Origin of the sequence: Micromonospora sp. S4605 (assembly GCF_003176715.1) — a bacterium.
Classification (GTDB): domain Bacteria; phylum Actinomycetota; class Actinomycetes; order Mycobacteriales; family Micromonosporaceae; genus Micromonospora; species Micromonospora echinaurantiaca.
The window spans coordinates 1-22,438 of sequence record NZ_QGSW01000304.1; the positions used below are offsets into that span (position 1 = coordinate 1).

The following is a 22,438-nucleotide window of genomic DNA, read 5'->3' on the forward strand; positions in this document are numbered from 1 at the left end:
GCCCGCTCATCCGGGGCGGGCTGGTCATGGGTGGGGAACTCGTTGTCGTGGCGGGTGTCGGTGTAGGGCAGGTCGATGAGGCGGTGACGGCCGCCGCGGCCGGGCAGTTGCCAGACCTGCTCGGCGGGGCTGGCGGCGAGGGCGGCGCGCAGTTCGGCGGTGGTGGTGGCGACGACCGTCTCCAGGCCGATGCCGGCGATCCGGTCGTGCAGGTTCGCCTCCCGGCGGGCCGAGGGTAGGTGGAACAGTACCGGCCAGGCCCAGGTGCTCATCGTGTACAGCCGTTCGTACTTGATGACCTTGTCGATGAGGACCTGCAGGTTTTCGCCGCTGGTGTCGTACTCGAGGAAGAACGGCACGGACCGTCCGCGCTCGGTCCACACCCCGGCGCCGTCCGGGCGGGGGAAGCCGGTAGCGCCGGCGATGATGATCTGGGGGTCGCCGCCTTCGCGGTACAGGGTGCCGGGTTCGTGGTAGGCCGACGCGGGCTGCCAGCGGACCAGCTCGGTGTCGGGGTGGGTGCGGGCGTGGGCGGCGAGGTCGATGAAGACCTGGTTGCCGCCGAGCAGGTGCGGCAGGTCCGGCCGGGAGGTCAGCGACTGTTTGCGGCGGCGGGCCTGGTCCCGGCGGCCTCGTGGAAGCCCGCGTTGGGCGTGGACGTGGTCGTAGCCGAGCTGGTCCAGGACGTAGTGGTACGGGTAGGAGCCTCCGTCGGCCTTGTTGGGCCGGAACCGGTCCACCGCCCGCAGCAGGGTGAGGCGGCGCAGCCGGCGTTGGGTGAAGTCCAGCGACGGGAACAGGGCGGCGGCGATCTGGTCGGTGGTGAGCACCCCGTGGTCGTAGAGCCAGCCGAGGAGCCGATCGTCGCGGGCGGTGATGCTGGCCTGCAGCCGCAGCAGCGGATCCGCAGCCGGTGTGTGTTTACGCATGGGCAGCCCCTGGGGGGAGACCCGAGACTCGAGGGTCTGTCTGGAGCGGTCTCGAACCGCTGACAGCGGCCCTGACCTGGGCTGTGAGCGGTCGTGGGGGGTCGTTGTGGGGGTCAGGATCAAGACGGACGGTAAAACGGAGATCGACCCTGACTCCGACACGGCCGGCCGCGCCGGGTCCAGGGTGAGGATGCGGTGAGAGTGCGTGTGAGTCTCGCCGGTGGGGGGACAGGCGACGCTGGTGATCGCTGTACTGCGACATCATCGTTGTTGCTCCAAGGTCGAAGAGGTGGGTGGGTGTGCGGTGGGTACACCGGCTGCTGCGAGGTGGCGGACGGCCGGCGGGAACGCGCTGACAGGCCTGGTCAGGTGCTGTCAGCGCGCGGGGCTCCTGGTAGAGGCGGAGACTGGCCCGACAGCGGCGGCGCGGTCTGACAGAAGCCTTGGGTCGGGGATCTGTCCCGCGGCCTCCCGCGGTGACAGATCGGGTGTGGGCGGGGCGGTCTCGGCGCGTAGGACGCGCACGAGCGCGGAGGCGGTGGCGTTGGACAACTGGTGCCCGTCCGCGCGGAGCTGTTGGGCGAGGGCCTTGCGGGACAGCGGTGTCCCTTCGGCGGTGAGGGTGCGGGCGGCGGTCCGGGCGGCTGGGACCAACGCGGTAATCTCCGGACCGCCCTCGTCGGTCGAAGTCTCTGTGCCTTGGCGGTCCGGGACCGCCGACGGTTGGTCCGTGACGGCGGGGACCGCAGTGGTGGAGCCCGGGACCGCGGCTGCGGTGACGGGGACCGGCCGGCGGGGGTCCGGGACCTGCGCGGCGACGGTCGGCGCCGGTCCACGCTCGGGCCGGTCGGTCGAGTGAGGTGGCGAGGGGTCGGCGCGGCCGAGGGCGATCTTCACCATCGCCAGGAAGCCCGGCGCAGTACCGCTGACAGCTGCCGGGTATGGCCGTGGGTGAACTCCCGCAAGAGGATCCCCAGCGTCGCGGATGCGTAGACCCCGCCGAACACCTGCTTCATCCCACCGGAGCGGATGACGTCCAGGTCGTCGATGCTGTCCGCGCCGGCGGCCATCCCCGCGATGATCGAGGTCAGCTTCGGTGTCGGGTTCGCCGCCCCGGACTTCACCCGCTCATCGACGAACCGGACATGTTGATCCAGCAGCTGTGACAACCCGGCCTGTTCGGCCAGTTCCAGCACCGGGACCAAGCCCGCGTGCGACACGAGGTTGTCCTCGTCGAACACCGCGCCATCCGCCTGAAAGGCATGAGATCCTTGCACCGAGAGTGTCCTTCCGAGCCGCACCGATCTGGGTCCTAGAGAAACCCGATCATCGCAGCCCAGAGGGCACTCTCGTCATTTCCACGCCGTCTTCGACAGCGTCACACACCGGTCCGATCCACGGATCGAGGCTTAACCGCCTCCCGGGCTGCGGCCAGGGCGTCAGGACCCACCGGAAGGTCCAGGTGCGCGGTCAGCTCACTCACGGCCGTGATCCCCTTCCGCCGACCGGCGCCACCTGACGCGGTCCACCGCTACCCAAGCCGTGACCAGGGAAAACTTGCCCGCCGGCAACGACCTGCCGATCCGGCATGATGGAACGTCGACAAGGCCACGATGGCGAATGAAAGCCACCCCTCGCGCAGCGGCTGGGGCGTTTGAGCGAGAGCAGTCGGCCGAACTCCACGAACGGGCGCCCGTGTGGCCCTCAGCCTGCCGGTCCCCGAGCCCCGTCCCTCGATGGCGCACGCCGCTTCGCTGACAAACGCCCCGGCGGCTGCAGAGACGAGTCCGCGACCGTCGTCCCCCATGCCGCCGGCGCGGACGTGACCCGCTCAGACCGCGGCCCTGTGGCGTAACAGATCCCGCAGCCGTGACGCCCCTTCAGTGGAGCCGTGTCGCCGCGCGGCCCCGCCGCAGGCAGGCGGGACCACACCCCCCTCGGGCCCCCCTCCAGGTTCCACCCGCCTGCGGCCACCCGCGAGAGCGCGGCGAAACCCCACGGCGATGAGCCGCCGCAATAGGCGAGCGCTATCACGCCGGCCTGGTCGTGGCGGCGTTGACCATGGCCGTTGATGTTCGGCGCTGGGCCGGTGGCGCCGCCGCCACCGCAGCGACGTCGCCGACGTGACGTTCCACAGCGACCGCGGCAGCAAAAACGAGTGCACCTCGGCCGACTTCGCCCGCGCCTGCGCCCGCTGCCAGGCACGCCAGGCGATGGGCCGAGTCGGACCGTGCCTCGTCAACGCCGTCGCCGAGGCCACCTTCTCCACCATCAAGGTCGAGTACGCCCACCACCGCCAGTTTCCGCACCCGCACCGAGGCCCGCCTCTCTGCAACTGGGCCCGGGCGGTGGTCGGTGGCCAAGACCGCCGCCTGGATCACCGACTTCAACAAACGGCGCCGCCGGCACTCCGTCTGCGACTGGCGCCCACCCATCGACTGGGGAGCGAACAACGGCCGACGCCCTGGAAGCCCGGGCCGCATAACGCGGTCGAGGGGATTGACGTTGCGGTCGAATGCCCGCCGGAGGTTGCCCTCGACAGCCGCGGGGGAATGCGGCCGGTGTCCGTGTCGGGCTAGGCTGAGCGCCGCTCGCCCAACGACTGTCCTTTGTAGGAGGTGTCCGTGCGGCACGGTGACGAGGCTGTGGCAGATCAGCGGCAGACAGCGCCGCCCAGGATCGACATCAGCGCGCCGCACTCGGCGCGGATCTACGACTACTGGCTCGGCGGCAAGGACAACTTCGCCGCCGACCGCGCCGTCGCTGAAGCCCTCGTGGCGGCGATCCCGACGATCCGGTCCATGGCCGCCGAGAACCGCTACTTCGTGCACCGCGTGGCCCGCTACCTGGTCGGCCAGGCCGGTGTGCGGCAGTTCCTCGACATCGGCACCGGCATCCCGACCAGGCCCAACCTGCACGAGATCGCCCAGCAGATCGCCCCCGACACCCGAGTGGTCTACGTCGACAACGACCCCATCGTGTTAACCCACGCCCGGGCCCTGATGGTCAGCACCGAGCAGGGACGAAGCGAGTACATCCACGCCGACCTGCGCGAGCCGGAGATGATCCTCAACCACCGGACACTGCGCGAAACACTCGATCTCGACCAGCCGGTCGCGCTGACGATGATCGCGATCCTGATGCTGCTCCGCGACACCGACGACCCGTGGCACAAGGCACGCGTGCTGATGGACGCCCTGCCACCCGGCAGCTACGTGGCGATCACCCACCCGACCGGCGACTTCAACCCCGACGCCATGTCCGCAGCCGTCGCCGCCGCCGTTAACAGCGGCATGACCCTCGTACCCCGCACCCGCGACCAAGTAGCCCGGTTCTTCGACGGCTGGGAACTGGTCGAACCGGGAATCGTGCCGGTGATGGAATGGCAACCCGCCGACGGCAAACCCGCCGACCCGCACGCCGCCTACTACTGGGCCGGCGTCGCCCGCAAACCCTAGCTGATCTTCCATCTGTCACCGCTAATGGAGGTTCTCGTGGCACTTGTCGAGGGCCATTGCGCGGAGCAGCCACGGAGCGATGCTTCTCGCGGTGATGTCGCGACTGATTCGCACGATCGTCTCGCTGGCCCACCCGCTGAGGGACGGTAGGGCAGCGACGACCCGGGCGGGGTGGTTGGATCGGATCATGATGCAGCCCTTGCTGCGGGCGGCCTACCGGCTTTATGCCCGACGCCTACGCGCTCAGCTAACATCGCCGGGCACCAGCGCCGCCGGGCCGTAGGGCTGCCGTGTGAAGACGAAGGTGCCGAGATCAAGGTGGCTTACCGCGCCCGCGGCGTCGAGTTGCACCCGCATTCGCTCGCCGGCGAAGTAGCCGTTGATCCCCTTCCACCCGCCGTCGCCGGTGGGGCGCAGCCGGGTGCCGCGCCCGCCCGCAGACAGCGGGACCAACTCCATGAAGCCATCGGCCAGCGGGCGCAGCACGTAGGGGGCCGGCCCCCGATACCACAGGCCGGCGAGGTCTAGTAGCTGCGGGTCGAGCGCGGGTAGCGGGCGCCACGGCGCCGGGATCCGCGGCTCCCGCTCGGCGACCGTCTGCAGCAGATCAGCGGCGAGAGCGCCGGCGGCGAGGCCGGCGGTCACGTTACCCATCACGACCGCGCCCAGACCGTCATCGGTGCTGACCCACACGGTGGCGACAAAGCCCGGCATCGAGCCCGTGTGGCCCGCCAACAGCCGACCATCCCGGCGCAGCAGCTGCATGCCGAGCCCGTACCCGCTGTCCCAGCCCTTCGCTTCCGGTGGACTCGCCGGGGCGCGCATCTCCGCGACGGTGTCCGGATGCAGCACCCGCTCATCGCCGTCAATGAGGAACGCGGCGAACCTGGCCAGGTCCGTCGCGGTCGACCACAGCTGCCCGGCGGGCGCCATCAGGCCGGTGTCCACGGCCGGCTCCGCCAGCAGCACATCGGCCCAGGGATGCACCGCCCAGCCCGTGGCGTGCGGCGCGACCGGCAGCAAGGTGGTACGGGTCATCCCGAGCGGCTCCAACACCTCGCGCCGCAACACCTCGCCCCACGCCTCGCCGCGAATTCGCTCCACTAGCGCGCCGAGCAGCGCGTAACCGGGATTGAGTAGTGGTGGCGCTGTCCGGCCGGATGCACCTGCACATCGCTGCCGAGCACGTCGGCCAGGCCGGGTCGCAGCGCTCCCGGGGTTCGTTCCCACCACGGGCCGGGCGCCTCAGCGACCAGTCCGGCGGTGTGCGCCAGCAGGGCACCGACCGTGGCTTGGCCCGCCACCGTGCCGGGCAGGTGCTCGGCCAGCGGGTCGGTAAGGGCGAGTCGCCCCTCGTCGCGCAGGCGCAGCACCAGCATCGCCACGAACGTCTTGGTGATCGAGCCGATCCGGTACTGGATGTCGCCGTCCGGCACGCTACCGTCCACGCTTCCCCACCCGTCCATCCACACAGGATGGCCACCGCGCACCACGGCGGCGACGACCGAAGGTGCGCGCCTGTACCTGACCAGTGGCCAGCCGGTGGACCAGCGCACGTCGGGTATCGGGTAGCAGGTCCGTCTGGATCGGCGACATGCGGGCAAACCTACCGGGTCGTCGCACGGCCCGGAGCGCTCCCAGACGTCCGGTAGCCGCGATCCGAGCGCCGACCAGACTCCACTGGTGACGCAGCGTGAGGAGCGGAAGGAGCCACTACGTCGACAATCGAGGCGGCATAATAACCCGGCCTGTTGTACGCCTGGCGTACCTGGCTCTGCACTGAAACCCGTACCCCGACACTCCTGGTCGCTCACGGCCAGCAGGTCGTCTATGTGCCCGGCCGCACGGTCAACCGCATGTCCGGCGCCTACCGAGGCGAAGGCAAGACCGATGCCAAGGACGCGAAGGTCATCGCCGATCAGGCCCGGAGCGGCGGGACTTCGCCCCGCTGCGCACACCCCCCGAGCTGGTCTCCACGCTCTAGGTGCTCACCACCTACCGGGCCGATCTGATCGCCGACCGCGTGAGGCTGATCAACCGGCTCCGCGACCTGCTGTTGGGCATCTGCCCGGCCCTGGAACGGGCCTTCGACTACTCGGCCGCCAAGGGTCCGCTGGTCATGCTGACCGAGTACCAGACACCCCGGCCGCTCTGCGGCGCATCGGCGTCGCGCGGCTGACGACCTGGCTGCAACGCCGTAAGGTCCGCAACGCCGGCGAGGTCGCTACCAGGGCCGTTGAGGCCGCGCAGTCCCAGATGACCGCACTGCCCGCAGAGAAGCGGGCCGCCAAGCTGTTGCGCGACCTGGCCCACCAACTTCTGGCCCTGGACGAACGGATCAAGGACAACGACCGGGAGATCCGCGAGACCTTCCGCGCCGACGACCGCGCCGAGATCATCGAGTCCCTGCCCGGCATGGGCCCCATTCTAGGGGCGGAATTCGTTGCCATCGTCGGTGACCTGGCCGGATACAAAGACGCCGGCCGCTTGGCCGCGCATGCGGGCCTGGCCCCGGTCGCCCGCGACTCGGCCGTCGCACCGGCAACTACCACCGGCCCAAGCGCTACAACCGGCGGCTGCGGCACATCTTCTACCTGGCCGCCAGACCGCCATGATGCGACCCGGCCCCTCCCGGGACTACTCAAGAAACGGGCTGAAGGACTGCTGCACACCCAAGCACTGCTCGCGCTGGCCCGGCGCCGAGTCGACGTGCTCTGGGCGATGCTGCGTGACAAGAGGCTCTTCACCCCCGCCCCGCCGATCACGCAGACGGCTTGACACGATCATTGAGATTCTCCTTCGTCGTGAGACGTGAGCACCCCGAGCATCCCGCCCGGGACCACGAGGAGCGAGGCTCCGATCCTTCATGCCATCAAGCCCCGTGAGCCGGATCCGGGCAGTGCTGCGCAGCGCGCTGTCGGAGGCGCGACGGCAGGGCATTGTCGGCCACAACCCTGCCCGGACGGCTGCCGAACGGGGCACGCCCGCACGCTGTGGTCTGGGATGACGAGCATGAGGCGGTGTGGCGGGAGACCGGCGGGCGCCCACGGGTCGCGGTGTGGGACCTGGACAACCTGGCGCGGTTCCTTGAGGCGGTGCGCGACGATCCGCTGTTCGAGGTAACGGGGCCGCCGCCGCCTACCCCGTACCGGAGGGCTACGAGGCGCCGCTGTCGGTGTCAGTGATCCCAGCCGAGTCGGTCGCGTAGCGCCGTCACCCCGCGCCGCGGAAAGCCGGGATCCTCGTCGAACTCGCTCTCGGCCAGCTCGAGCAGGGTACGGGCGGCGGACTCGACATCGCGCTCCAGCGCGTCGGCGATTGCCCGGCCGGCCGTGGGATACACCTGCTCGAAGCGCCGGAACGGATCCAGGTCGTCCAGTCGGTGGCCGGCGCTGGCTGGCCGGGCCAACCGCCAGGCGGTCAGTAGGTGGCCGACCGCGACCGTCCGGACGAGTTGGCTGGCGACCAGCACCTCACCCCGGCGACACCGCCCCACCCCCACCAGCAGCACCGCGACGAACAGACCAAACTCCCGATCGGCGCGGGCCGACCGGCCTGGTTTCGGGCGGGCCGCCACCCGGGCGAACGCCTCGGCGACCCCGCCGCGGTCCAGGACCACCTCGTAGGCGTTGGCGTGCCACGATTCAAGCCCGGCCAGCGACGTGACACCGAACTCCAGCAGGTGGCCGTCGTCGTAGACGACCTTGAAGCCGTCGTGTTCTTCTCGAAGAATGAGGGCGATGTGGGCCGAGTCGGGCAGCCAGCTCGGGTCACCACGCAGCCGCTCCTCGGCACCGTCTACGGTGACCACGGCGAAGTCGTGGTCACTCCACTCGTCGACCCGTTCGCGCGCCGCGGTCGATCCCATGAAAACGAGTCCCTGGACGTCGGCTCGGGCCACGAGGTTGTCGCGCAGCCGGGCGCCGAACCGGATGAACCGGTCGAGTCCCGGGCACGGTTGTCTGTCACGCGGACTCCCTGCTGGCACTCTCTCTGTCGGCACTCGACGTCACCCCACCCGGCGGTAGACCGGGATTTCGTCCAGCGGCGCCGGACGGTCCACCTGGACTGGACCGGTGTGCCGCTCGCCGGTGAAGAAGTCCTCCCACTCCCCCGGCGGCAGCCATACCGGCCAGGTGCTGACACCGGGTTCGGTGACCGGGGCGACGAGGAGGTCGTCGCCGAGTTGCCACTGCTGCGGCCAGTCCCAGATCCGCTTGTCGTCGGGGTGGTCGAAGAACAGCGGCCGCATCAGGGGCTTGCCGGTCTGGACCGACCGTTGGGCCTGCTCCACCAGGTACGGCACGAGTTCCTCGCGCAACTGGGCGAACCGCCGGAAGACGTCGAGCACCCGCGGCTCGCCGGTCCGGTTGGCGATGTTCCAGGGTGTGCGGTCCACCGAGGGCTCACGGTGGTGGTTGAACTCGGAGTGGTACTGCAGGATCGGGGCGAAGCAGGCCGCCGCCGCCGAGCGCAGGTAGAGCTCGGCGTCGGGGATGTCGCCGGAGAAGCCGGCGAGGTCCCAACCCCAGAAGAAGATGCCGCCGACACCGGCGGTGAGGCCGGCGGTGATCGACGCCCGGTAGGCGGCCCAGGTGGAGTCCTCGTCGCCGGCCCAGTGCGCGGGGAAGGCGGCCGATCCGGTGAACCCGGCCCGGCTGAAGGTGACCCCCTCGGTCCCCGCTGACTGCATCAGCTCGTGGTAGGCGGCGGCGTAGCGGACCGGGAACTGGTTGTTCCCCTCGTCACCGCGTGATCCGTCGAAGTACCGCAGGTCGTGGCCCCACGGGTGCTCGCCGCCGTCGGTCTTGAAGCCGTCGACGCCGAGCTCTTCGACCAGGTAGCGCCGCTTGTCCAGCCACCACCGCCGGGCCTCCGGGTTGGTCCAGTCGGGCAGCAGCGCCCCGGGGAACCACCAGCCCCGGTTGCGGTGCGGTGAATCGTCCGCCTCACGGACGGCGTACCCGCGCTCGGCCAGGGTGGTGAGGTCGGCGGCGATCTGGCCGTCGTCGCCGCGGTCGGTGGGGATCAGCGGGATCTGCCACAGCAGCACCTTCACACCGGCCTCGTGCAGTTCGTCGATCATCGCCTTCGGGTCGGGCCAGGCCCCGTCGGCGGGGAACTCGAAGTCGGCGAGGCGGTGGGGTGCGCCGTCCGGGTGCACCTCGTAGCGTGCGTCGCGGAAGGCCACGAAGGTGGCCTCGTCGCTCCAGGCCTCGATGACGATCGCGCCGACCGGGATGTCCTCGGCGATGCTGCGGCGCACCTCGGCGAGCACTCGGGTCTGGGTGTTCCACTCGTTCCCGCTCATCCAGGGCCGGAACACCCAGGCCGGTGGGATCGGGGGCTGCCCGGTCTCGGTGAGGAACTCCCGCACGACCGCCGCGGGCTCGCCGGTGTAGAGGCGCAGTGGCAGCATGGGCGTCGCGGGGTCGACCTCGGCCTCGACGAGGATCCGGTCCGGCCGCGAGGCACCGACGTCGTACCAGGTACGTCGGCTGGTCACCACGTGGAAGCCCCAGCCGTCGCCGACGACCACGGCGAACGGCATCGGCAGATAGGTGCGGTGGCCCTGCCGCTTGTACTGCTCGAACACCGTGGCGTCGAGCACCTGGCCGCGCTGGTCGAGCGCGTGGTACCGCTCACCGAATCCGACCACGTGTTCGCCCTCGGCGAGCCGGAGCGCGAAGCGTACCCGGCGGGGTCCGTCGCTGCCGGTCAGCCATTCGACGCTGCCGGGTTCGAGGACGGCACCGCCGGGGTCGCGCACCTCCAGCCGTCCGCCGTCGCGCTGCCAGGCCAGCGGTCGTACCGGGAAGGCGACCGTCCGGACCTCACCGCCCGCCGAGGTCCGGGCGACGATGGTGTACGCGTCATCGGAGTCCGTCGTCGCCCGGGCGATCCACACCGTGCGGCCGCCGGTGTCCGGGGCGGCCGCGGCGGCGGAGGCCAGGTGGCCCGCCGAGCCGGTCGGCGGAGCGGCGGGCGCCCCGAAGTCGAGGGCCACCGTGGCCGGGTCGACGCGCTCGGCGGGCACCTGCGTGCCGGCACCGAACTCGACCCGGACCTCGGTCACGTCCGGGTCGGTGAGCACCCGGATCTCGTACTCCTCGCCCCGCAGCGGATGCACGGGAACCCGCTGGTCCAGGTCGTGGCGGTAGGGGTGCCCGGTCCCGGCGGGGCGGTGGCTGATCACGGCGTGACTCACCGTCCGACCTCCAGGGCGAGGGTGACGAACATGGCGTGCGACCACAGCAGGGGCGTGGCCACGGGCCCCCAGCGCTCGGTCCACTCGGCGATGTACTCGGGCCGCTGGGTGTGGCCGCTGACCTGCTCGGGCAGGTGGCCCTCGGGGGTGGCCTGGGCGGCGATCCACTCCAGCCGCTGGCGGGCCGCCTCGGTCCGGCCGGTACGCGCCTCGTGCCAGCCCAGCCAGGCGGTGAGGATCAGCCACTCCCCGCCGCCGTAGAAGGTGTCGCCGAGGTAGCGGTAGACGCCCCCGCGCAGCAACTGGTCGCGTACCTCCTCGTACGTGCGCTCGGCGACTGTGCTGCCGGGTTCGACCAGGTCGAAGGGAGTCAGGCAGGCCAGGAGGCTGCCGTCGACGGCGGTGCTGCCCAGCCATTTGGTGAGGTGCCCGTCCGCGGTGCCCTCGGTGGCGATCAGGGCCTCGAACTCGCTCACCTTCGCGGCGGCGGCGGCAGCGCGGGCGGCGTCGAGCAGCGGCTCACCGTGCTCGTCACGAGCGTGGACGACGGCACGCAGCCCGGCCAGCACCGCGCCCAGCGTCGCGACGTGCCGGTGCTCCGCGTGCTCCTCCCACCAGTCGTAGCAGGGCTGGTCGCCGAACGCGATCAGGTAGTCGACCGTGGCGGTCACGGCCGGCCGGTAGGCGGCGAGCGGCCGTCCGTGCCGTGCCGCGTGCGCGACGAGCATCCACAGCCAGGTGCCGTAGCCGTCGAGCTGGAAGTTCCACCAGGGCTCGTCGTCGTCGCCGCCGTCTAGGGTGTAGCGGGTCGGCAGCATCTCGTCGGCGCCGATGTCCTCCCTGCGCTCGGCGCGGGCGACGAGGTCGGTGATCCGGCCGGCGCGGGCGTCGATCACCGTGGCGCACCACCGGAGGAACCGGTCGGCGCTGTCGGCCCGACCGGCCCGGCTCATGGCGTCGGCGATGAAGGCGCCGTCGCGCAGCCAGCTGTAGCGGTAGACGGGGTAGTCGGGGCTGGCCGGGTAGGCGCCGGACGGGTGCTGGTGGGCCTCGATGAGGGTGAGGCTGGACTCGACGAGCGTACGCAGGTCGGACCGTGCGGCGATGGGCACGGGGTTCCTCCAGGAGGTGTCGGTATGGTCGTGCGCGGGGCGCGGCCGAGTGCGGAACGGCCGCGCCCCGCTGGTTCTCACTACTTGATGAGGGCGGTCACCGCGGCCGCCGCCTCGTCCAGCGCCGCCTGCGGCGTGGCCTGGCCGGAGGCGGCCTTCTCCAGTGCCTGGGTGACGATGTCCTGCATCTTCGACTGCTGGGCGTCGAGCACCGGCGGGAGCGCGATGTCGGCCAGCGCGTCGAAGACGGCCTTGCGGTTGGCCGGCGGCGTCTGCTTCAGGTAGGTGTCGAACGCGGCCTGGTCGTTGACCGCCGGCAGTTCCCAGTTGGAGGCGAGCCTGGTCTCCACGGCCTTCTGGGAGGTGCCGAGGAACCGGGCCCACTTCCAGGCCGCGGTGGCCTTCTTCGTCTTCGCGGACACGGCCGTGGCGTTCATGAAGACCGCGTTGGCCTTGCCGGTGTTGCCCGGCTCGGTGACGATGTCGAAGTCCAGCCCGGGCGTGCTCGCGAGCTTGGCGATCTGCCAGATCCCGTTGTGCCACATGGCCAGCTTGCCGGAGGTGAACAGGGCGGTGTCGTAGTCGGCCTTGCCACCGATCTCGGCGACGGTGGGCTGCACGGTGCCCGGCTTGCTCAGCAGCCACTGCGCCGCCTCGAGGCCCTTGGCGTCGTTGAAGGTCGCCTTCTTGCCGTCCGGGGAGAGGAACGAGCCCCCGTTCTGCGCGAGCGCCTTGTAGAACTCGTGGAAGGTGACGGGCTGGTAGTCGCCGTAGATGCCCTTGGCCTTGTCGGTCAGCTTCTCCGCCGCCGCCCGCTCGTCGGCCCAGGTCCAGTCCGCGGTGGGGTAGGCGACGCCGGCGGCGTCGAAGAGCTTCTTGTTGTAGAAGAGCACCACGTCGGAGAAGGTCGAGGGCACCGCGTAGAGCTTGCCCTTGAACTGGAAGGCCTCCCGCGCCTTCGGGTAGAGCCGGTTCGCGTCGTGGTCCTTGTCGGCCTTGGCCGGTTCGTCGAGCGGCAGCAGCGCGCCGGCCCGGGCGTACGTCACGAAGTTCTCGTAGTTGAGCTCGAATGTGTCCGGCGCGGTGCCGCCCGCGATCGCCGTCTGCAGCTTGGTGAAGTAGTCGTCGTACGCGGCCGTCTGCACCTGCACGGTGATGCCCGGGTTCTGCTTCTCGAACTCGGCCTTGATCGCGTCCAGGTCCTTCAGGTGGTCGGGCGCGGCCGAGAAGGTGAAGTAGGTGATGGTGCCGGTGGCGCCGTCGTCCGCGCCGCCGGACGCGTCCTGCCCGCACGCGGCGAGCAGGCTCACCGTGGCGAGCGCCCCGGCCGCGGCCGCCAGGACTCGTCTTCTCGTGGTCATCGGATCTCTCCTTGGGGGTGGTGGGTGGTGGGGGAGCTAGGCCTTGATGCCGGTGAAGGCGATGCCCCGCACGACGTAGCGCTGAGCGAAGACGTAGAGCGCGAGGATCGGCAGCACCGACAGGGTCGATCCGGCCATGACGACGTTCCAGGCGGTGCTGTACCGCCCCTGCAGCAGCGACAGGCCGACCGGCAGCGTCATGTGCGCCTCCGTCTGCGCGATGACCAGCGGCCAGAGGAACGCGTTCCAGCTGGACATGAAGGCGAAGACAGCGAACGTGGCCAGCGCCGGCGTCACCAGCGGCAGCAGCACCTGCGCGAAGACCCGCAGGTGCCCCGCACCGTCGACGTACGCCGCCTCGTCCAACTCCTTCGGCGTCGCCAGGAAGGCCTGTCGAAGCATGAACACCCCGAAGCTGGAGACCAGCGTGGGAAGCAGCAGCCCGGCGTAGCTGTCGACCAACCCGAGGTAACGCATCTCGATGAACAACGGAACGATGATCACCTGCATCGGGATCATCATCGTGGCGAGGTAGAGCACGAACACCAGGCCGCTGCCCCGGAACCGCAGCCGGCTGAACGCGTAGGCGGCGGTCGCGCTGGTGACGAGTTGCACCAGGGTGGAGACGACGGCGACGCCGACGCTGTTGGCGGCGAAGCGCCAGAACGGAAACGCCTGGCCGAGCCGCTCGTACGGCTCGACCGTGGGCGGATCGGGCAGCAGGGGTGCGTCCACCCGGCCGAGCTGCGCGTCGCCGGTGAGCGAGGTGACCAGCATCCACGCGAACGGCCCGAGCATCGCCATTGCGCCGAGGGTGAGCGCGACGTATCGCAGGATCCGCTTACTCATAGTGCACCCACCTGCGCTGAAGTCGGAGCTGGGCCAGGGTGACCAGGAGGATTACCGCGAAGAGGACCATGCTCATGGCGGAGGCGTAGCCGACCCGGCCGTACGAGAAGGCGTAGCTGACGATCTGCTCGACCACGACACTGGACGCGCCACCCGGCCCGCCTTCGGTCATCACCCACACCTGGTCGAAGACCTGAAATCCGTTGATCAGGCTGATCACGGTGACGAAGAAGAGCGACGGGGAGAGCATCGGCAGCGTGATGCTGCGCAGCTTGCGCCACCAGCCGGCGCCGTCGAGGGCGGCGGCCTCCACCACGTCGCGCGGGATGGCCTGCAGGCCGGCCAGCAGGATCACGGCGACGAACCCGACGTCCTTCCAGACGGAGGCGAGCACCACCGAGGGCATCGCCCAGTCCGGGTCGGTCCACCACCCGGGCCCGGTCACGCCGAACGCGCCGAGGATCCGGTTGACCAGCCCGTCGGCCGGGTTGAGCAGCCACTTCCACAGCAGTGACACGGCGACCCAGCTGCTGATGACCGGCAGGAAGAAGGTGGCCCGGTAGAGGGTCATCGCGGGGAGCTTGGCGTCCAGCAGCAGGGCGACCGCGAGCCCACAGACCAGCACCAGCGGCAGGTAGCCGGCCAGATAGGCCAGGGTGTGGCCGAGCGCGGCGTGGAACTCGGCGTCGCCCAGCAGTTCGGTGTAGTTGTCCAACCCGACGAACGTGGGCACGCCGATCAGGTTCCAGTCCTGCAGGCTCACCCACGCGGTGCCGAGCATCGGGCCGATCCAGAAGCCCAGCAGCAGGAGGAGACTCGGGGCGAGGAAACCGGCCGCCGCGAGGGCCGTACGCAGCCGGCGGCGTCCGGCGCCGGATCGGCGACGCGGCGGGGCCGGCGCCTCCGGCCGCACCACCGGCCGGGTGGTGGTGGCGGTACGCGATCCGGTCACTGGGTCACCTCCGCGCCGGGAAAGGCCGCCAGCCGCGCCCGTATCGCGTCGGCGTGCGGCTCGGCGTCCATCGTGAAGGGCGCCCGGAGCACCAGGGCGGCGGCGCCCAGCGCCCACTTCGTGTCGTCCCACGGGTCGACGTGCACGCTGACCCCGTCGGCCATCGGCGGGAACATGCCGGCGCGCAGGGCGGTGAGGAATCCTTCGGCGAGGTGCGTCCAGGCCAGCGTTCCCTCACCGCTGACCAGGATCGCCTGCGGGTCGAGCACGGTGGCCAGCCCGGCCGCGACGGTGCCGAGGCGCGCTCCGGCGGCACGGTAGACGGCTCGGGCACCGGCATGCCCGTCGTCCGCCGCCGCGCGCAGGTCGGCCGGACCGGCGTCCGGGCCGACAGCACCCGTCTCGCGCGCCTGCCGGACGAGCGCGGTGTCACAGACGTACGTCTCGAGGCAGCCGCGCTTGCCGCAGTGGCAGGGCGGTCCGTCGGGGTCGATCGGCAGGTGCCCGAGTTCACCCGCCGCGCCGTGCCCGCCGCGGCGCAGGTCACCGGCGGAGACGACGGCCGCCCCGACGCCCTGTCCGAGGGTGATGGTCAGGAAGTCCTCGTACGGCCGTCCCAGGCCGTACAGGTGCTCGTACGCCGCCAGGGTGTTGACGTCGTTGTCCACGAGCACCGGAACGTCGAGCAGCTGGCTCAGGTAGTCGCGCAGCGGCATGTGCCGCCAGCCCAGCAGCGGTGCCTCCACCAGGCCGGTGCGGCTGTCGACGAAACCGGGCACACCGAGCCCGACCCCGAGCAGCGGTGCCTCCTCGACGGCGGCCACGTGCGGCGCGAGCAGCTCGGACAGGGCGTCGAACGGGTTGACGGCGGTCTGGTCGAACGGTGCGGAGAACGTGTGCAGGAGGGTGCCGTCGAGATCGGCGCGGACGCCGGTGAGCCGACCGGCGGCGACCTTGACCCCGATCGCGTGCGCGGCGGGGCCCACCACCGCGAGCAGTTCACTGGGACGGCCGCCCCGCGGGATCCCGTCGTCGACCTTGCGGATGACTCCGGCCTCGATGAGCGAGCGGGTGACCGCGGTGACCGTCGGCGGGCTGAGGCCGAGCCGCCGAGCGACGTCGGCGCGCGAGATCGGCCCTTGTCGACCGATCAGGGCGAGCACGGCGACCCGGTTGACGTCCCGCAGGCGCGGCCCCGACGTCGCTGCCGTCATGGAGTAATTCCTTTCACCGCCAAATTCGGTGTCCTAATAAAGGTTCTGAAGTTAGGCGGCGGATGTCAAGCCCCCGTGACCAGACCGAGACCATCGAAGACCGCCGACGATTTGTTCCGCGCACAGGGCTACCTGCACGCGCAGGACCGGTTCTGGGAGATGGACTTCCGGCGCCACGTCACCGGCGGCCGGCTCGCCGAACTCTTCGGCGAAGGCCAGGTCGAGACCGACATCTACCTGCGCACCATGGGCTGGCGCCGGTCGCCGAGCAGAATGGCAGATCCTCGCCCCAGACACGAAGCGTCACCTGCAGGTCAAAGAAGTCCACATCGACGCTGATGACCGGTTCGTCATCTGCTACAATCCCGACGCCGCGCAGCGTGACGCCGCCATCTACCAACGGCTGCTCGCTCAATTGGCCGAGGCCATCGACGGCTCTGACAAGCTGAGCGCCACCCGCCGCGCCGAGCTGCGCGGACAGATCTCCACCAAGCCCGGCCTCAACCGGTTCCTGCGCACCACCCCCCAAAAGCCTGCTGCGCATCGACGCCGCGAAGGTCAAGGCCGAGTAGCGGCTGCACGGCAAGTACCTGCTGCGCTGCTCCGACCCGAAACTGAGCGCAGAGGACATCGCTCTGGGCTACAAGCAACTCCTCGAAGTCGAACGCGGCTGGCGCGGCATGAAGACCATCCTGGACCTGCACCCGGTGTTCTACCGCCGCGAGGACCGCATCCGCGCCCACATCCTGCTCTGCTGGCTGGCCCTGCTGCTCATCCGGGTCGCAGAGACCGAGACCGGTCGCACCTGGAACACCATCCGCACCGAGATCGACCGGCTACACATCGGCGTGTTCACCGGCCCCGCCCTACGGATCAGAAGGTTAGGGGTTCGAGTCCCTTCAGGCGCGCAAGATCATGAGGGGTCTGGGCTGCGGGAACGCGGTCAGGCCCATTCTGGCGTCTGTCCCTGCTGGAGGGTGGGTGTCATATGGGGGCGATGTGGGTGCCGCCGTCCGGACGGGCTGTCCGCCACGGTTCGGCCGGCTGACCTGCGCCTTCGTCGCCGGCAGGGGAGCGGCCGGGGTGGGGCACCTGTTTTCGGCCGGGGGTCGGGTCGGTTCTTGCGGGCCTTGTTTCTGATCTTTTGCGGGTGCGGCGGGCGGCGGCTAGGACGAGGTGGGCGGTGGCGTCGGCGCAGCGGCGCTGCGCGAGGGGCAAAACGCTGGTGTAGGTGTCGGCGGTGACCAGGAATTCTGGAGTGTCCGAGCATGTCCTGCAGGATCTTCAGATCAGCGCCGGCCTCATGGGCGAGGGAGCACGCCGGCGATGGCGGCGACGGTGGTGGCCGCGGGCCGCCGGGTCGTCTGGCTACACCGGAGCCGCCCGGTGGCCACGAGGTGCAGCACGGCGTGCAGGTTGGTCTGGGCGGACGCGGCGGTCGCCCGGATCTGTTCAGGCATCCAGACCTGCCAGGTCGAGGCGTTCGAGCAGGCTGGGCTTGCGGGCGTGCACCGTCCGTAGCTCGGCCAGCCGCTGCTGGAACAGCCTGCTGTCCGCGTCGCGTTCGCCGAGGTCGCGCAGGTCGACGAGGAGTTGCACGGCGGTGTCGTAATCGCGGGGCTTCTTCGTGGCAATCAAGGTGTCTACCCGCTGCCAGGCGGCGGGTTGGTCGACCGCGAGGGTGTCGAGGTGCCGTTGCCGGGCTGCTGCGGCGGACCGTTCCCGGCGGACCCGGTCGCGTTCGCGCTGGTCGGCGTCGCGGCGATCCCGTTCAGCGCGCAACTCGGCGGCGGTGGCGAGCAGTTCCCCGGCGGTGCGGGCGGCCGTCGGGGTGGACGCGTCGGTGGGGTGCGCGTCGCGGTAGCGGCGCAGCAGTTGGCTGCGCAGGTGGCTGTCGCCGCCGGTGATCAGGTTGGCCAGGATGGCGTCCTTGTCCCGGGCGGGCAACTGGACGACCCAGGTGCGTAGTTGCGTAGGGGTCGGTTCGTCGGAGGCGGCCGGCGAGGACCCGGCCGCCGCGGCCGCGATCAGGTCGGGGTCGATGCGCAGGAACTCGGCTACGGCTGTGAGGGGCGCGTCGAGGGTGCCCAGTCCGGCTGGTACGGGCGGTTCGGGCTCGTCGTCAGCGACCTCTTCCGACTGTACGCAGCGCAGCCAGGCCAGGTAGAGCAGGCGCAGGTCGCCGGCGGCGAGGCTGGCCCGGACCGGGATGATGGAGGTGAGCAGGCCGTGGCCGTCGAGGTCCCACTCGTCGGTGCCGTCCTCGTCCTCGTCATGCAGGTCGATGATGACGTGCGTGCCGGCGGTCCACGCGGACGCGCTGTCACCCTGGCAGTACTGGGCGACGGTTGCGGGGTCGAGCACGTGTTTCGGTAGCCGCAGCATGAGCTGGCGGGTGCCCCAGTTCGCCAGGTACAGGTGCGCGTCGAAGTACCGTTCCATCAGCGTGCGCGGGTCACCCTTGAAGTTGCCCCACTCGTAGGTGTTGACGAAGCTGGTGGCGGTGATGTCGGCCCGGGTCGACAGCGACCGCAGCTCGGCCCGCTCCCGGCCGGTGAGGGGTCGGTCGACGGCGGTGAACTCGTAGTACTGGTACTCACTCACGGGGGCCTACCTCCCGGCCCAGTGCCGGTAGGCGTCGATCCACGCGGCGCCGTCCGGCGTAGGGGTGGGTAGCGGCAGGTCGAGGAGGTCGATCCTCTGCCGGTGGCGGCCTCGGGCGCAGACCGCGACGATGCTGTCCGCGGTCAGGTCGACCTTCCGCACGGTGACCTCGACGCCGAGGACGGTGGTGGTGAACGGCAACGCCAGATGCTCCTCGAGCATGGTGAACAGGCCGGTGAGCTGTTCGTCGTCGCCGTACGCGTCGATGGTGGCTTCCTCGATCATCGCCTCCAGCGCGGCGTTTCCCTTCGATGCCATCGGCGGAGGATATCGGACCGGTGTCGGGGTGTGCGGAGCCCGATGCGCGAGGATGGTCGGCATGGGTTCGGTAGCCGAGTTCGTCGATCTTCGGCGGGAGGTGGAGCGGTTACGGGCGGAGAACGCCCGGCTGGCACGTCTGCTGGAGCTGCGCGGCCAGGACACGACTGCGGCACCGGAGCAGTTGTCCGCGCCGGTTGCGCCGCCAGGGCTGGTCACCATGGCTTCGCCGACTCAGGACAAGCTGGTGCTGTTCGCTGACCGGTTCCGGGCCCGGGCCGACGTGTACGCCGTGCGGTGGGAGAACGCCCGTACCGGCGCTGCAGGGTGGATGCCCGCGGTCGCCGGAGGCTGGCGTAAGGGTATGGACCGGCGGGGTGCCACCTACCTGCCCCGCACGACCGAGGTCTTCGCGGCACATCTCATCGGCGATGTGTTCATGGGCCTGTATCCGCTGATGCCCGGCAACACCTGCCATTTCGTCGTGGCCGACTTCGACGGGCCGACGGCGATGCTCGACGCTCTCGCATACGTGAAGGCGGCACGCGCCTGCGCGGTGCCGGCCGCGTTGGAGATCTCCCAGTCAGGTCGCGGCGCCCATGTGTGGGTCTTCTTCACTGGCGCTGTTCCCGCGGCCACCGGGCGGGCCGTCGGCACTGTTCTCCTTCGTGAGGCCATGGTGCTGCGCGGATCGATGGACCTGCGCTCGTACGACCGGCTGTTCCCCAACCAGGACGTCCTGCCCGAGGGCGGCTTCGGCAACCTCATCGCCGCGCCGCTACAGGGCCGCCGCCGCAAGGACGGACTGACCACCTTCCTCGACCTCGGCACGCTCGAGCCGTACGCGGACCAGTGGGCGTTCCTGTCGACGCTGGACCGTCTCAGCCCCGGCGACGCCGAACGGATCGCCCAGCAGGCCAAGCAAGCCGTAACCGGTGCCGACGTCTCCACGATGAGCCGGTCCGCTTCGACCCAGGTCCATCCTTCGCTGCCCCCGGTGATCCACGCGGAAGTCGGTGCCGGGCTGAGCATCGACGCCAGACAGCTCACCCCCGCCGCACTGGCGACGTTCAAGCACGCCGCCGCCATGGCCAACCCGAAGTTCTACGAGCTGCAGCGACTCCGCAAGTCCACCTGGGACACCCCACGCTTCATCCGCGGCTACGACCTCACTCTCGACGACCGCCTGGTCCTCCCGCGGGGCCTGCGGCACACCATCGCCACGATCGTCGAGCGCGCCGGGTCGCGACTGGCCGTCACCGACGGACGAAACTCCGGGACCGAGATCGACGCCGCGTTCACCGCCGAACTCACCAGCAGGCAGGCCAACGCGGTCGGCGCTTCTCGCCCACGACGACGGGATACTTGTCGCCCCACCGGGCTCCGGCAAGACCGTCATGGCCTGCGCCGTGATCGCCGAACGCAACACCTCCACCCTCGTCCTCGTCGACCGCAAAGCTCTCGCCGACCAGTGGCGCCTCCGCATCGAACAGTTCCTCGGAATCAAGTCCGGGCAACTCGGCGGCGGCCGACGCAAGCTCACCGGCACGGTGGACATCGCACTGCTGCCCTCCCTCGCCCGACGCGACGACGTCGCCACCCTGACCCAGGGGTACGGGCACGTCATCGTCGACGAATGCCACCACCTCGGCGCCGCAGCCTACGAGCACTCAGTCAAACGGATCGCCGCGCAGTTCTGGCTCGGCCTCACCGCCACACCCACCCGACGCGACGGCCTCGGACAACTCGTCACCTGGCAACTCGGACCCGTCCGCCACACCCTGACCGACGAGGAACAAGGCACCCTCGCGGCAGCGATGCACACCGACGCCGGACCCCGTCGAGCGCTGTTCATCCACGAGACCACCTTCCAGCCCGGCGACGTCGACCTGGACGCGCCCGGCGCACTCGCCGAGGTGCACCGAAGACTGGCCCTCGACAAGCCCCGCAACACTCAGATCGCCGATGACGTCGCCGTAGCCCTGACCCGCGGCCGCAACTGTCTGGTCCTGACCCGGCGGGTCGCCCAGGTCGAGGCACTCACCGCTCTGCTCGCCGCACGCGGACATCAGGCGCTCGTGCTTCAAGGCGCGATGAGCACCAGCGACCGGCGGGCCATCGTTGACCGGCTCGACGGCGCGAAGGCCGGTGACGGCCTGCTCGTCATCGGTACCACACCGTTCATCGGTGAGGGCTTCGACGCCCCCGCCCTCGACACCCTCTTCCTCGCCGGCCCGATCTCCTACGACGGCCTACTCATCCAATGCGCCGGCCGCGTCATCCGCGCCGCGCCCGGCAAGGACGTCGCCGAGGTCCACGACTACCACGACCCGGCCACACCCATCCTCACCGCCTCACTCCCACGCCGCATGCCCGGATACCGGGCACTCGGCTTCACCCGGACATGAACGCACCGCACGAGGGGCGTCTGTCGTGACCCGGGGCTGGGACACTGAGTCACGCGCGGCACGCCGCGTAGGCGGTGCCGATTGACGGTGGCGGCATGCGTACCTGGTCTTTGGGCTCAGCCGGGCAGGGTTTCGATCGGCTGGCCGGTGAGCGCGGCGATGAGGTCGAAGTCCTTGTCGACGGCCAGGACGGTCAGTCCGGTCTTTTCAGCGGTCGCCGCGATCAGCAGGTCGGGGATTGACGGGGCGCGGTGCTGGCCGCGGTCGGCGAGCAGCATCTGCACTTCCAGTGCCCGGTCTTCGATGGCGGGTGTGAGGTGTTCGACTGGCATCAGGGACAGCGGTGGGGCGGCGAACTGTCGGCGTCCCGCTTCTCCGGAGCGTGCCGAGTAGCCGAGTTCGAGGCGGGTGATGGTGGAGAGCCGGACGAGCCCGCGGCTGATGCGTGCGCTCCACTCGTCGCGGTTCGCCGCTTGGCCGAGTTGGAGCCGAACGTACGCAGACTTGTCGATCAGCCAGCTCGTCACCGCCACGCGGCCTCCATCACCGTGGGGTCGGCGAGATCAGCGAATGCCTCTGCGGACCGTTGCCAGTCCTCGGCTGTGACCGTCCGCTCGCCGGCGGGGCTGATGTTCTCCTCGAACTTGCGGCGTAGGTACTCGTTGCGAGACAGCCCGAGGCTGGCGGCTGCCGCGTCGATGCGGTCGACGGCTTCTTGACTGAGATCGCGGACGAGGATGTTGGGCATGTGGCACCTCCCTCGGGTGCTATCACGATATCATGCTGGCCCACGGATCAGAAGGTTAGGGGTTCGAGTCCCTTCGGGCGCGCAAGATCATGAGGGGTCTGACCTGCTGTGGAGCGGGTCGGGCCCTTTTTGCTGTCTGACTGTTGAGGACGGTGGGTGTCACGTGGGTGCGATGTGGGTGCCGGGGTCTGCGCGGCTCTTCCGCGGCGGCCCGGAGTCCTGACCTGTGTCTTTGCGGCGGCTGCGGGAGTGGCCGGGGTGGGGGCCTGTCTCTTAT

The 22,438-nt window shown here is 70.3% G+C and carries 17 protein-coding genes and 6 pseudogenes; 6 read left to right on the forward strand and 17 right to left on the reverse strand.

Annotated features, from left to right (window positions below):
- Together DLJ47_RS27320 and DLJ47_RS27335 are read right to left on the reverse strand one after the other, a co-directional pair.
- Window positions 1-929 (reverse strand): replication-relaxation family protein (locus DLJ47_RS27320; RefSeq protein WP_109904149.1); only part of this gene is annotated, 929 nt, incomplete at its 3' end.
- Window positions 930-1,843: 914 nt separating this feature from the next.
- Window positions 1,844-2,206 (reverse strand): annotated as a pseudogene (locus DLJ47_RS27335) (IS1380 family transposase); the annotation flags it as partial.
- Window positions 2,207-3,574: 1,368 nt separating this feature from the next.
- Here DLJ47_RS27335 and DLJ47_RS27340 point away from each other — a divergent pair.
- Window positions 3,575-4,387, forward strand: a complete 813-nt coding sequence (locus DLJ47_RS27340) for an SAM-dependent methyltransferase (RefSeq protein ID WP_233258042.1) — start codon at window positions 3,575-3,577, stop codon at window positions 4,385-4,387.
- Between the two features lie 243 nt (window positions 4,388-4,630).
- Here DLJ47_RS27340 and DLJ47_RS37945 read toward each other — a convergent pair whose 3' ends face one another.
- Both DLJ47_RS37945 and DLJ47_RS27345 read right to left on the reverse strand, forming a co-directional pair.
- Complete coding sequence (locus DLJ47_RS37945) at window positions 4,631-5,041, reverse strand: DUF7586 domain-containing protein (RefSeq protein WP_446723604.1); 411 nt, start codon at window positions 5,039-5,041, stop codon at window positions 4,631-4,633.
- A 9-nt stretch (window positions 5,042-5,050) separates the two neighbouring features.
- Window positions 5,051-5,853: pseudogene (locus tag DLJ47_RS27345) on the reverse strand (serine hydrolase domain-containing protein); the annotation flags it as partial.
- 333 nt (window positions 5,854-6,186) lie between these two features.
- Between DLJ47_RS27345 and DLJ47_RS27350 the strand changes: the two are divergent.
- Window positions 6,187-7,165 (forward strand): annotated as a pseudogene (locus DLJ47_RS27350) (IS110 family transposase); the annotation flags it as partial.
- Window positions 7,166-7,565: 400 nt separating this feature from the next.
- On the opposite strand, the gene DLJ47_RS27355 reads toward DLJ47_RS27350, so the two are convergent.
- The 7 genes from DLJ47_RS27355 to DLJ47_RS27385 all read right to left on the reverse strand — a co-directional run bounded on the left by DLJ47_RS27355 (window position 7,566) and on the right by DLJ47_RS27385 (window position 16,083).
- Window positions 7,566-8,255 carry a hypothetical protein gene (locus DLJ47_RS27355; protein WP_109904153.1) on the reverse strand — a complete coding sequence of 230 codons (690 nt, stop codon included), beginning with the start codon at window positions 8,253-8,255 and terminating at the stop codon, window positions 7,566-7,568.
- 141 nt (window positions 8,256-8,396) lie between these two features.
- Window positions 8,397-10,595: a glycoside hydrolase family 31 protein gene (locus DLJ47_RS27360; RefSeq protein WP_199236026.1), complete on the reverse strand. Its 2,199-nt coding sequence runs from the start codon at window positions 10,593-10,595 to the stop codon at window positions 8,397-8,399.
- Window positions 10,592-11,707 carry a glycoside hydrolase family 15 protein gene (locus tag DLJ47_RS27365; RefSeq protein WP_109904155.1) on the reverse strand — a complete coding sequence of 372 codons (1,116 nt, stop codon included), beginning with the start codon at window positions 11,705-11,707 and terminating at the stop codon, window positions 10,592-10,594. Before DLJ47_RS27365 ends, DLJ47_RS27360 begins: the two co-directional genes overlap by 4 nt.
- Before the next feature lie 80 nt (window positions 11,708-11,787).
- Window positions 11,788-13,068 (reverse strand): ABC transporter substrate-binding protein, encoded by a 1,281-nt coding sequence (locus DLJ47_RS27370; RefSeq protein ID WP_109904157.1) that lies wholly within the window; start codon window positions 13,066-13,068, stop codon window positions 11,788-11,790.
- A gap of 36 nt (window positions 13,069-13,104) precedes the next feature.
- Complete coding sequence (locus DLJ47_RS27375) at window positions 13,105-13,917, reverse strand: carbohydrate ABC transporter permease (protein ID WP_109904159.1); 813 nt, start codon at window positions 13,915-13,917, stop codon at window positions 13,105-13,107.
- Complete coding sequence (locus DLJ47_RS27380) at window positions 13,910-14,869, reverse strand: carbohydrate ABC transporter permease (protein ID WP_233258043.1); 960 nt, start codon at window positions 14,867-14,869, stop codon at window positions 13,910-13,912. The genes DLJ47_RS27375 and DLJ47_RS27380 overlap by 8 nt, the downstream gene beginning before the upstream one ends.
- The gene (locus DLJ47_RS27385; RefSeq protein ID WP_109904161.1) at window positions 14,866-16,083 is read right to left on the reverse strand and encodes an ROK family transcriptional regulator; all 1,218 of its coding nucleotides are present in this window, start codon (window positions 16,081-16,083) and stop codon (window positions 14,866-14,868) included. The genes DLJ47_RS27380 and DLJ47_RS27385 overlap by 4 nt, the downstream gene beginning before the upstream one ends.
- 60 nt (window positions 16,084-16,143) lie before the next feature.
- On the opposite strand from DLJ47_RS27385, the pseudogene DLJ47_RS35945 reads away from it, so the two are divergent.
- A pseudogene (locus DLJ47_RS35945) lies at window positions 16,144-16,399 on the forward strand (penicillin acylase family protein); the annotation flags it as partial.
- Window positions 16,388-16,949, forward strand: a pseudogene (locus DLJ47_RS37950) (IS1634 family transposase); the annotation flags it as partial. The pseudogenes DLJ47_RS35945 and DLJ47_RS37950, both read left to right, overlap by 12 nt.
- Window positions 16,950-17,384: 435 nt before the next feature.
- On the opposite strand, the gene DLJ47_RS35950 reads toward DLJ47_RS37950, so the two are convergent.
- Genes DLJ47_RS35950 through DLJ47_RS27405 form a run of 3 tightly spaced genes read right to left on the reverse strand, consistent with a single transcriptional unit; the run spans window position 17,385 to window position 19,005 of the window.
- Window positions 17,385-17,543, reverse strand: a complete 159-nt coding sequence (locus tag DLJ47_RS35950; RefSeq protein WP_158289899.1) for a hypothetical protein — start codon at window positions 17,541-17,543, stop codon at window positions 17,385-17,387.
- The gene (locus DLJ47_RS27400) at window positions 17,536-18,687 is read right to left on the reverse strand and encodes a hypothetical protein (protein WP_109904163.1); all 1,152 of its coding nucleotides are present in this window, start codon (window positions 18,685-18,687) and stop codon (window positions 17,536-17,538) included. Before DLJ47_RS27400 ends, DLJ47_RS35950 begins: the two co-directional genes overlap by 8 nt.
- Window positions 18,688-18,693: 6 nt before the next feature.
- Window positions 18,694-19,005 (reverse strand): hypothetical protein, encoded by a 312-nt coding sequence (locus tag DLJ47_RS27405; protein WP_109904165.1) that lies wholly within the window; start codon window positions 19,003-19,005, stop codon window positions 18,694-18,696.
- A gap of 220 nt (window positions 19,006-19,225) precedes the next feature.
- Between DLJ47_RS27405 and DLJ47_RS37955 the strand changes: the two are divergent.
- Window positions 19,226-19,846: pseudogene (locus DLJ47_RS37955) on the forward strand (TOTE conflict system archaeo-eukaryotic primase domain-containing protein); the annotation flags it as partial.
- Here the strand turns inward: DLJ47_RS37955 and DLJ47_RS37140 are convergent.
- Window positions 19,784-20,440: a hypothetical protein gene (locus tag DLJ47_RS37140; protein WP_233258045.1), complete on the reverse strand. Its 657-nt coding sequence runs from the start codon at window positions 20,438-20,440 to the stop codon at window positions 19,784-19,786. The pseudogene DLJ47_RS37955 and the gene DLJ47_RS37140 sit on opposite strands and share 63 nt — an antisense overlap.
- Between DLJ47_RS37140 and DLJ47_RS37145 the strand changes: the two genes are divergently transcribed.
- Complete coding sequence (locus DLJ47_RS37145; RefSeq protein ID WP_233258044.1) at window positions 20,403-21,413, forward strand: DEAD/DEAH box helicase; 1,011 nt, start codon at window positions 20,403-20,405, stop codon at window positions 21,411-21,413. The genes DLJ47_RS37140 and DLJ47_RS37145 overlap by 38 nt on opposite strands.
- Before the next feature lie 116 nt (window positions 21,414-21,529).
- On the opposite strand, the gene DLJ47_RS27415 is transcribed toward DLJ47_RS37145, so the two are convergent.
- On the reverse strand, window positions 21,530-21,946 hold the full coding sequence (locus DLJ47_RS27415; RefSeq protein ID WP_109904167.1) for a PIN domain nuclease: 417 nt from the start codon (window positions 21,944-21,946) through the stop codon (window positions 21,530-21,532).
- Window positions 21,937-22,161: a type II toxin-antitoxin system VapB family antitoxin gene (gene vapB, locus DLJ47_RS27420; protein ID WP_109904169.1), complete on the reverse strand. Its 225-nt coding sequence runs from the start codon at window positions 22,159-22,161 to the stop codon at window positions 21,937-21,939. Before vapB ends, DLJ47_RS27415 begins: the two co-directional genes overlap by 10 nt.
- Between the last annotated feature and the right edge of the window lie 277 nt (window positions 22,162-22,438).

Coding starts and splice junctions, on each gene's coding strand:
- DLJ47_RS37945 (WP_446723604.1), bottom strand. CDS start 5,041: ATGGGTAACGTGACCGCCGGCCTCGCCGCCGGCGCTCTCGCCGCTGAT.
- DLJ47_RS27355 (WP_109904153.1), bottom strand. CDS start 8,255: ATGGGATCGACCGCGGCGCGCGAACGGGTCGACGAGTGGAGTGACCAC.
- DLJ47_RS27370 (WP_109904157.1), bottom strand. CDS start 13,068: ATGACCACGAGAAGACGAGTCCTGGCGGCCGCGGCCGGGGCGCTCGCC.
- DLJ47_RS27375 (WP_109904159.1), bottom strand. CDS start 13,917: ATGAGTAAGCGGATCCTGCGATACGTCGCGCTCACCCTCGGCGCAATG.
- DLJ47_RS27385 (WP_109904161.1), bottom strand. CDS start 16,083: ATGACGGCAGCGACGTCGGGGCCGCGCCTGCGGGACGTCAACCGGGTC.
- DLJ47_RS35950 (WP_158289899.1), bottom strand. CDS start 17,543: ATGCCTGAACAGATCCGGGCGACCGCCGCGTCCGCCCAGACCAACCTG.
- DLJ47_RS27405 (WP_109904165.1), bottom strand. CDS start 19,005: ATGGCATCGAAGGGAAACGCCGCGCTGGAGGCGATGATCGAGGAAGCC.
- DLJ47_RS37145 (WP_233258044.1), top strand. CDS start 20,403: ATGGCCTGCGCCGTGATCGCCGAACGCAACACCTCCACCCTCGTCCTC.
- vapB (WP_109904169.1), bottom strand. CDS start 22,161: ATGCCCAACATCCTCGTCCGCGATCTCAGTCAAGAAGCCGTCGACCGC.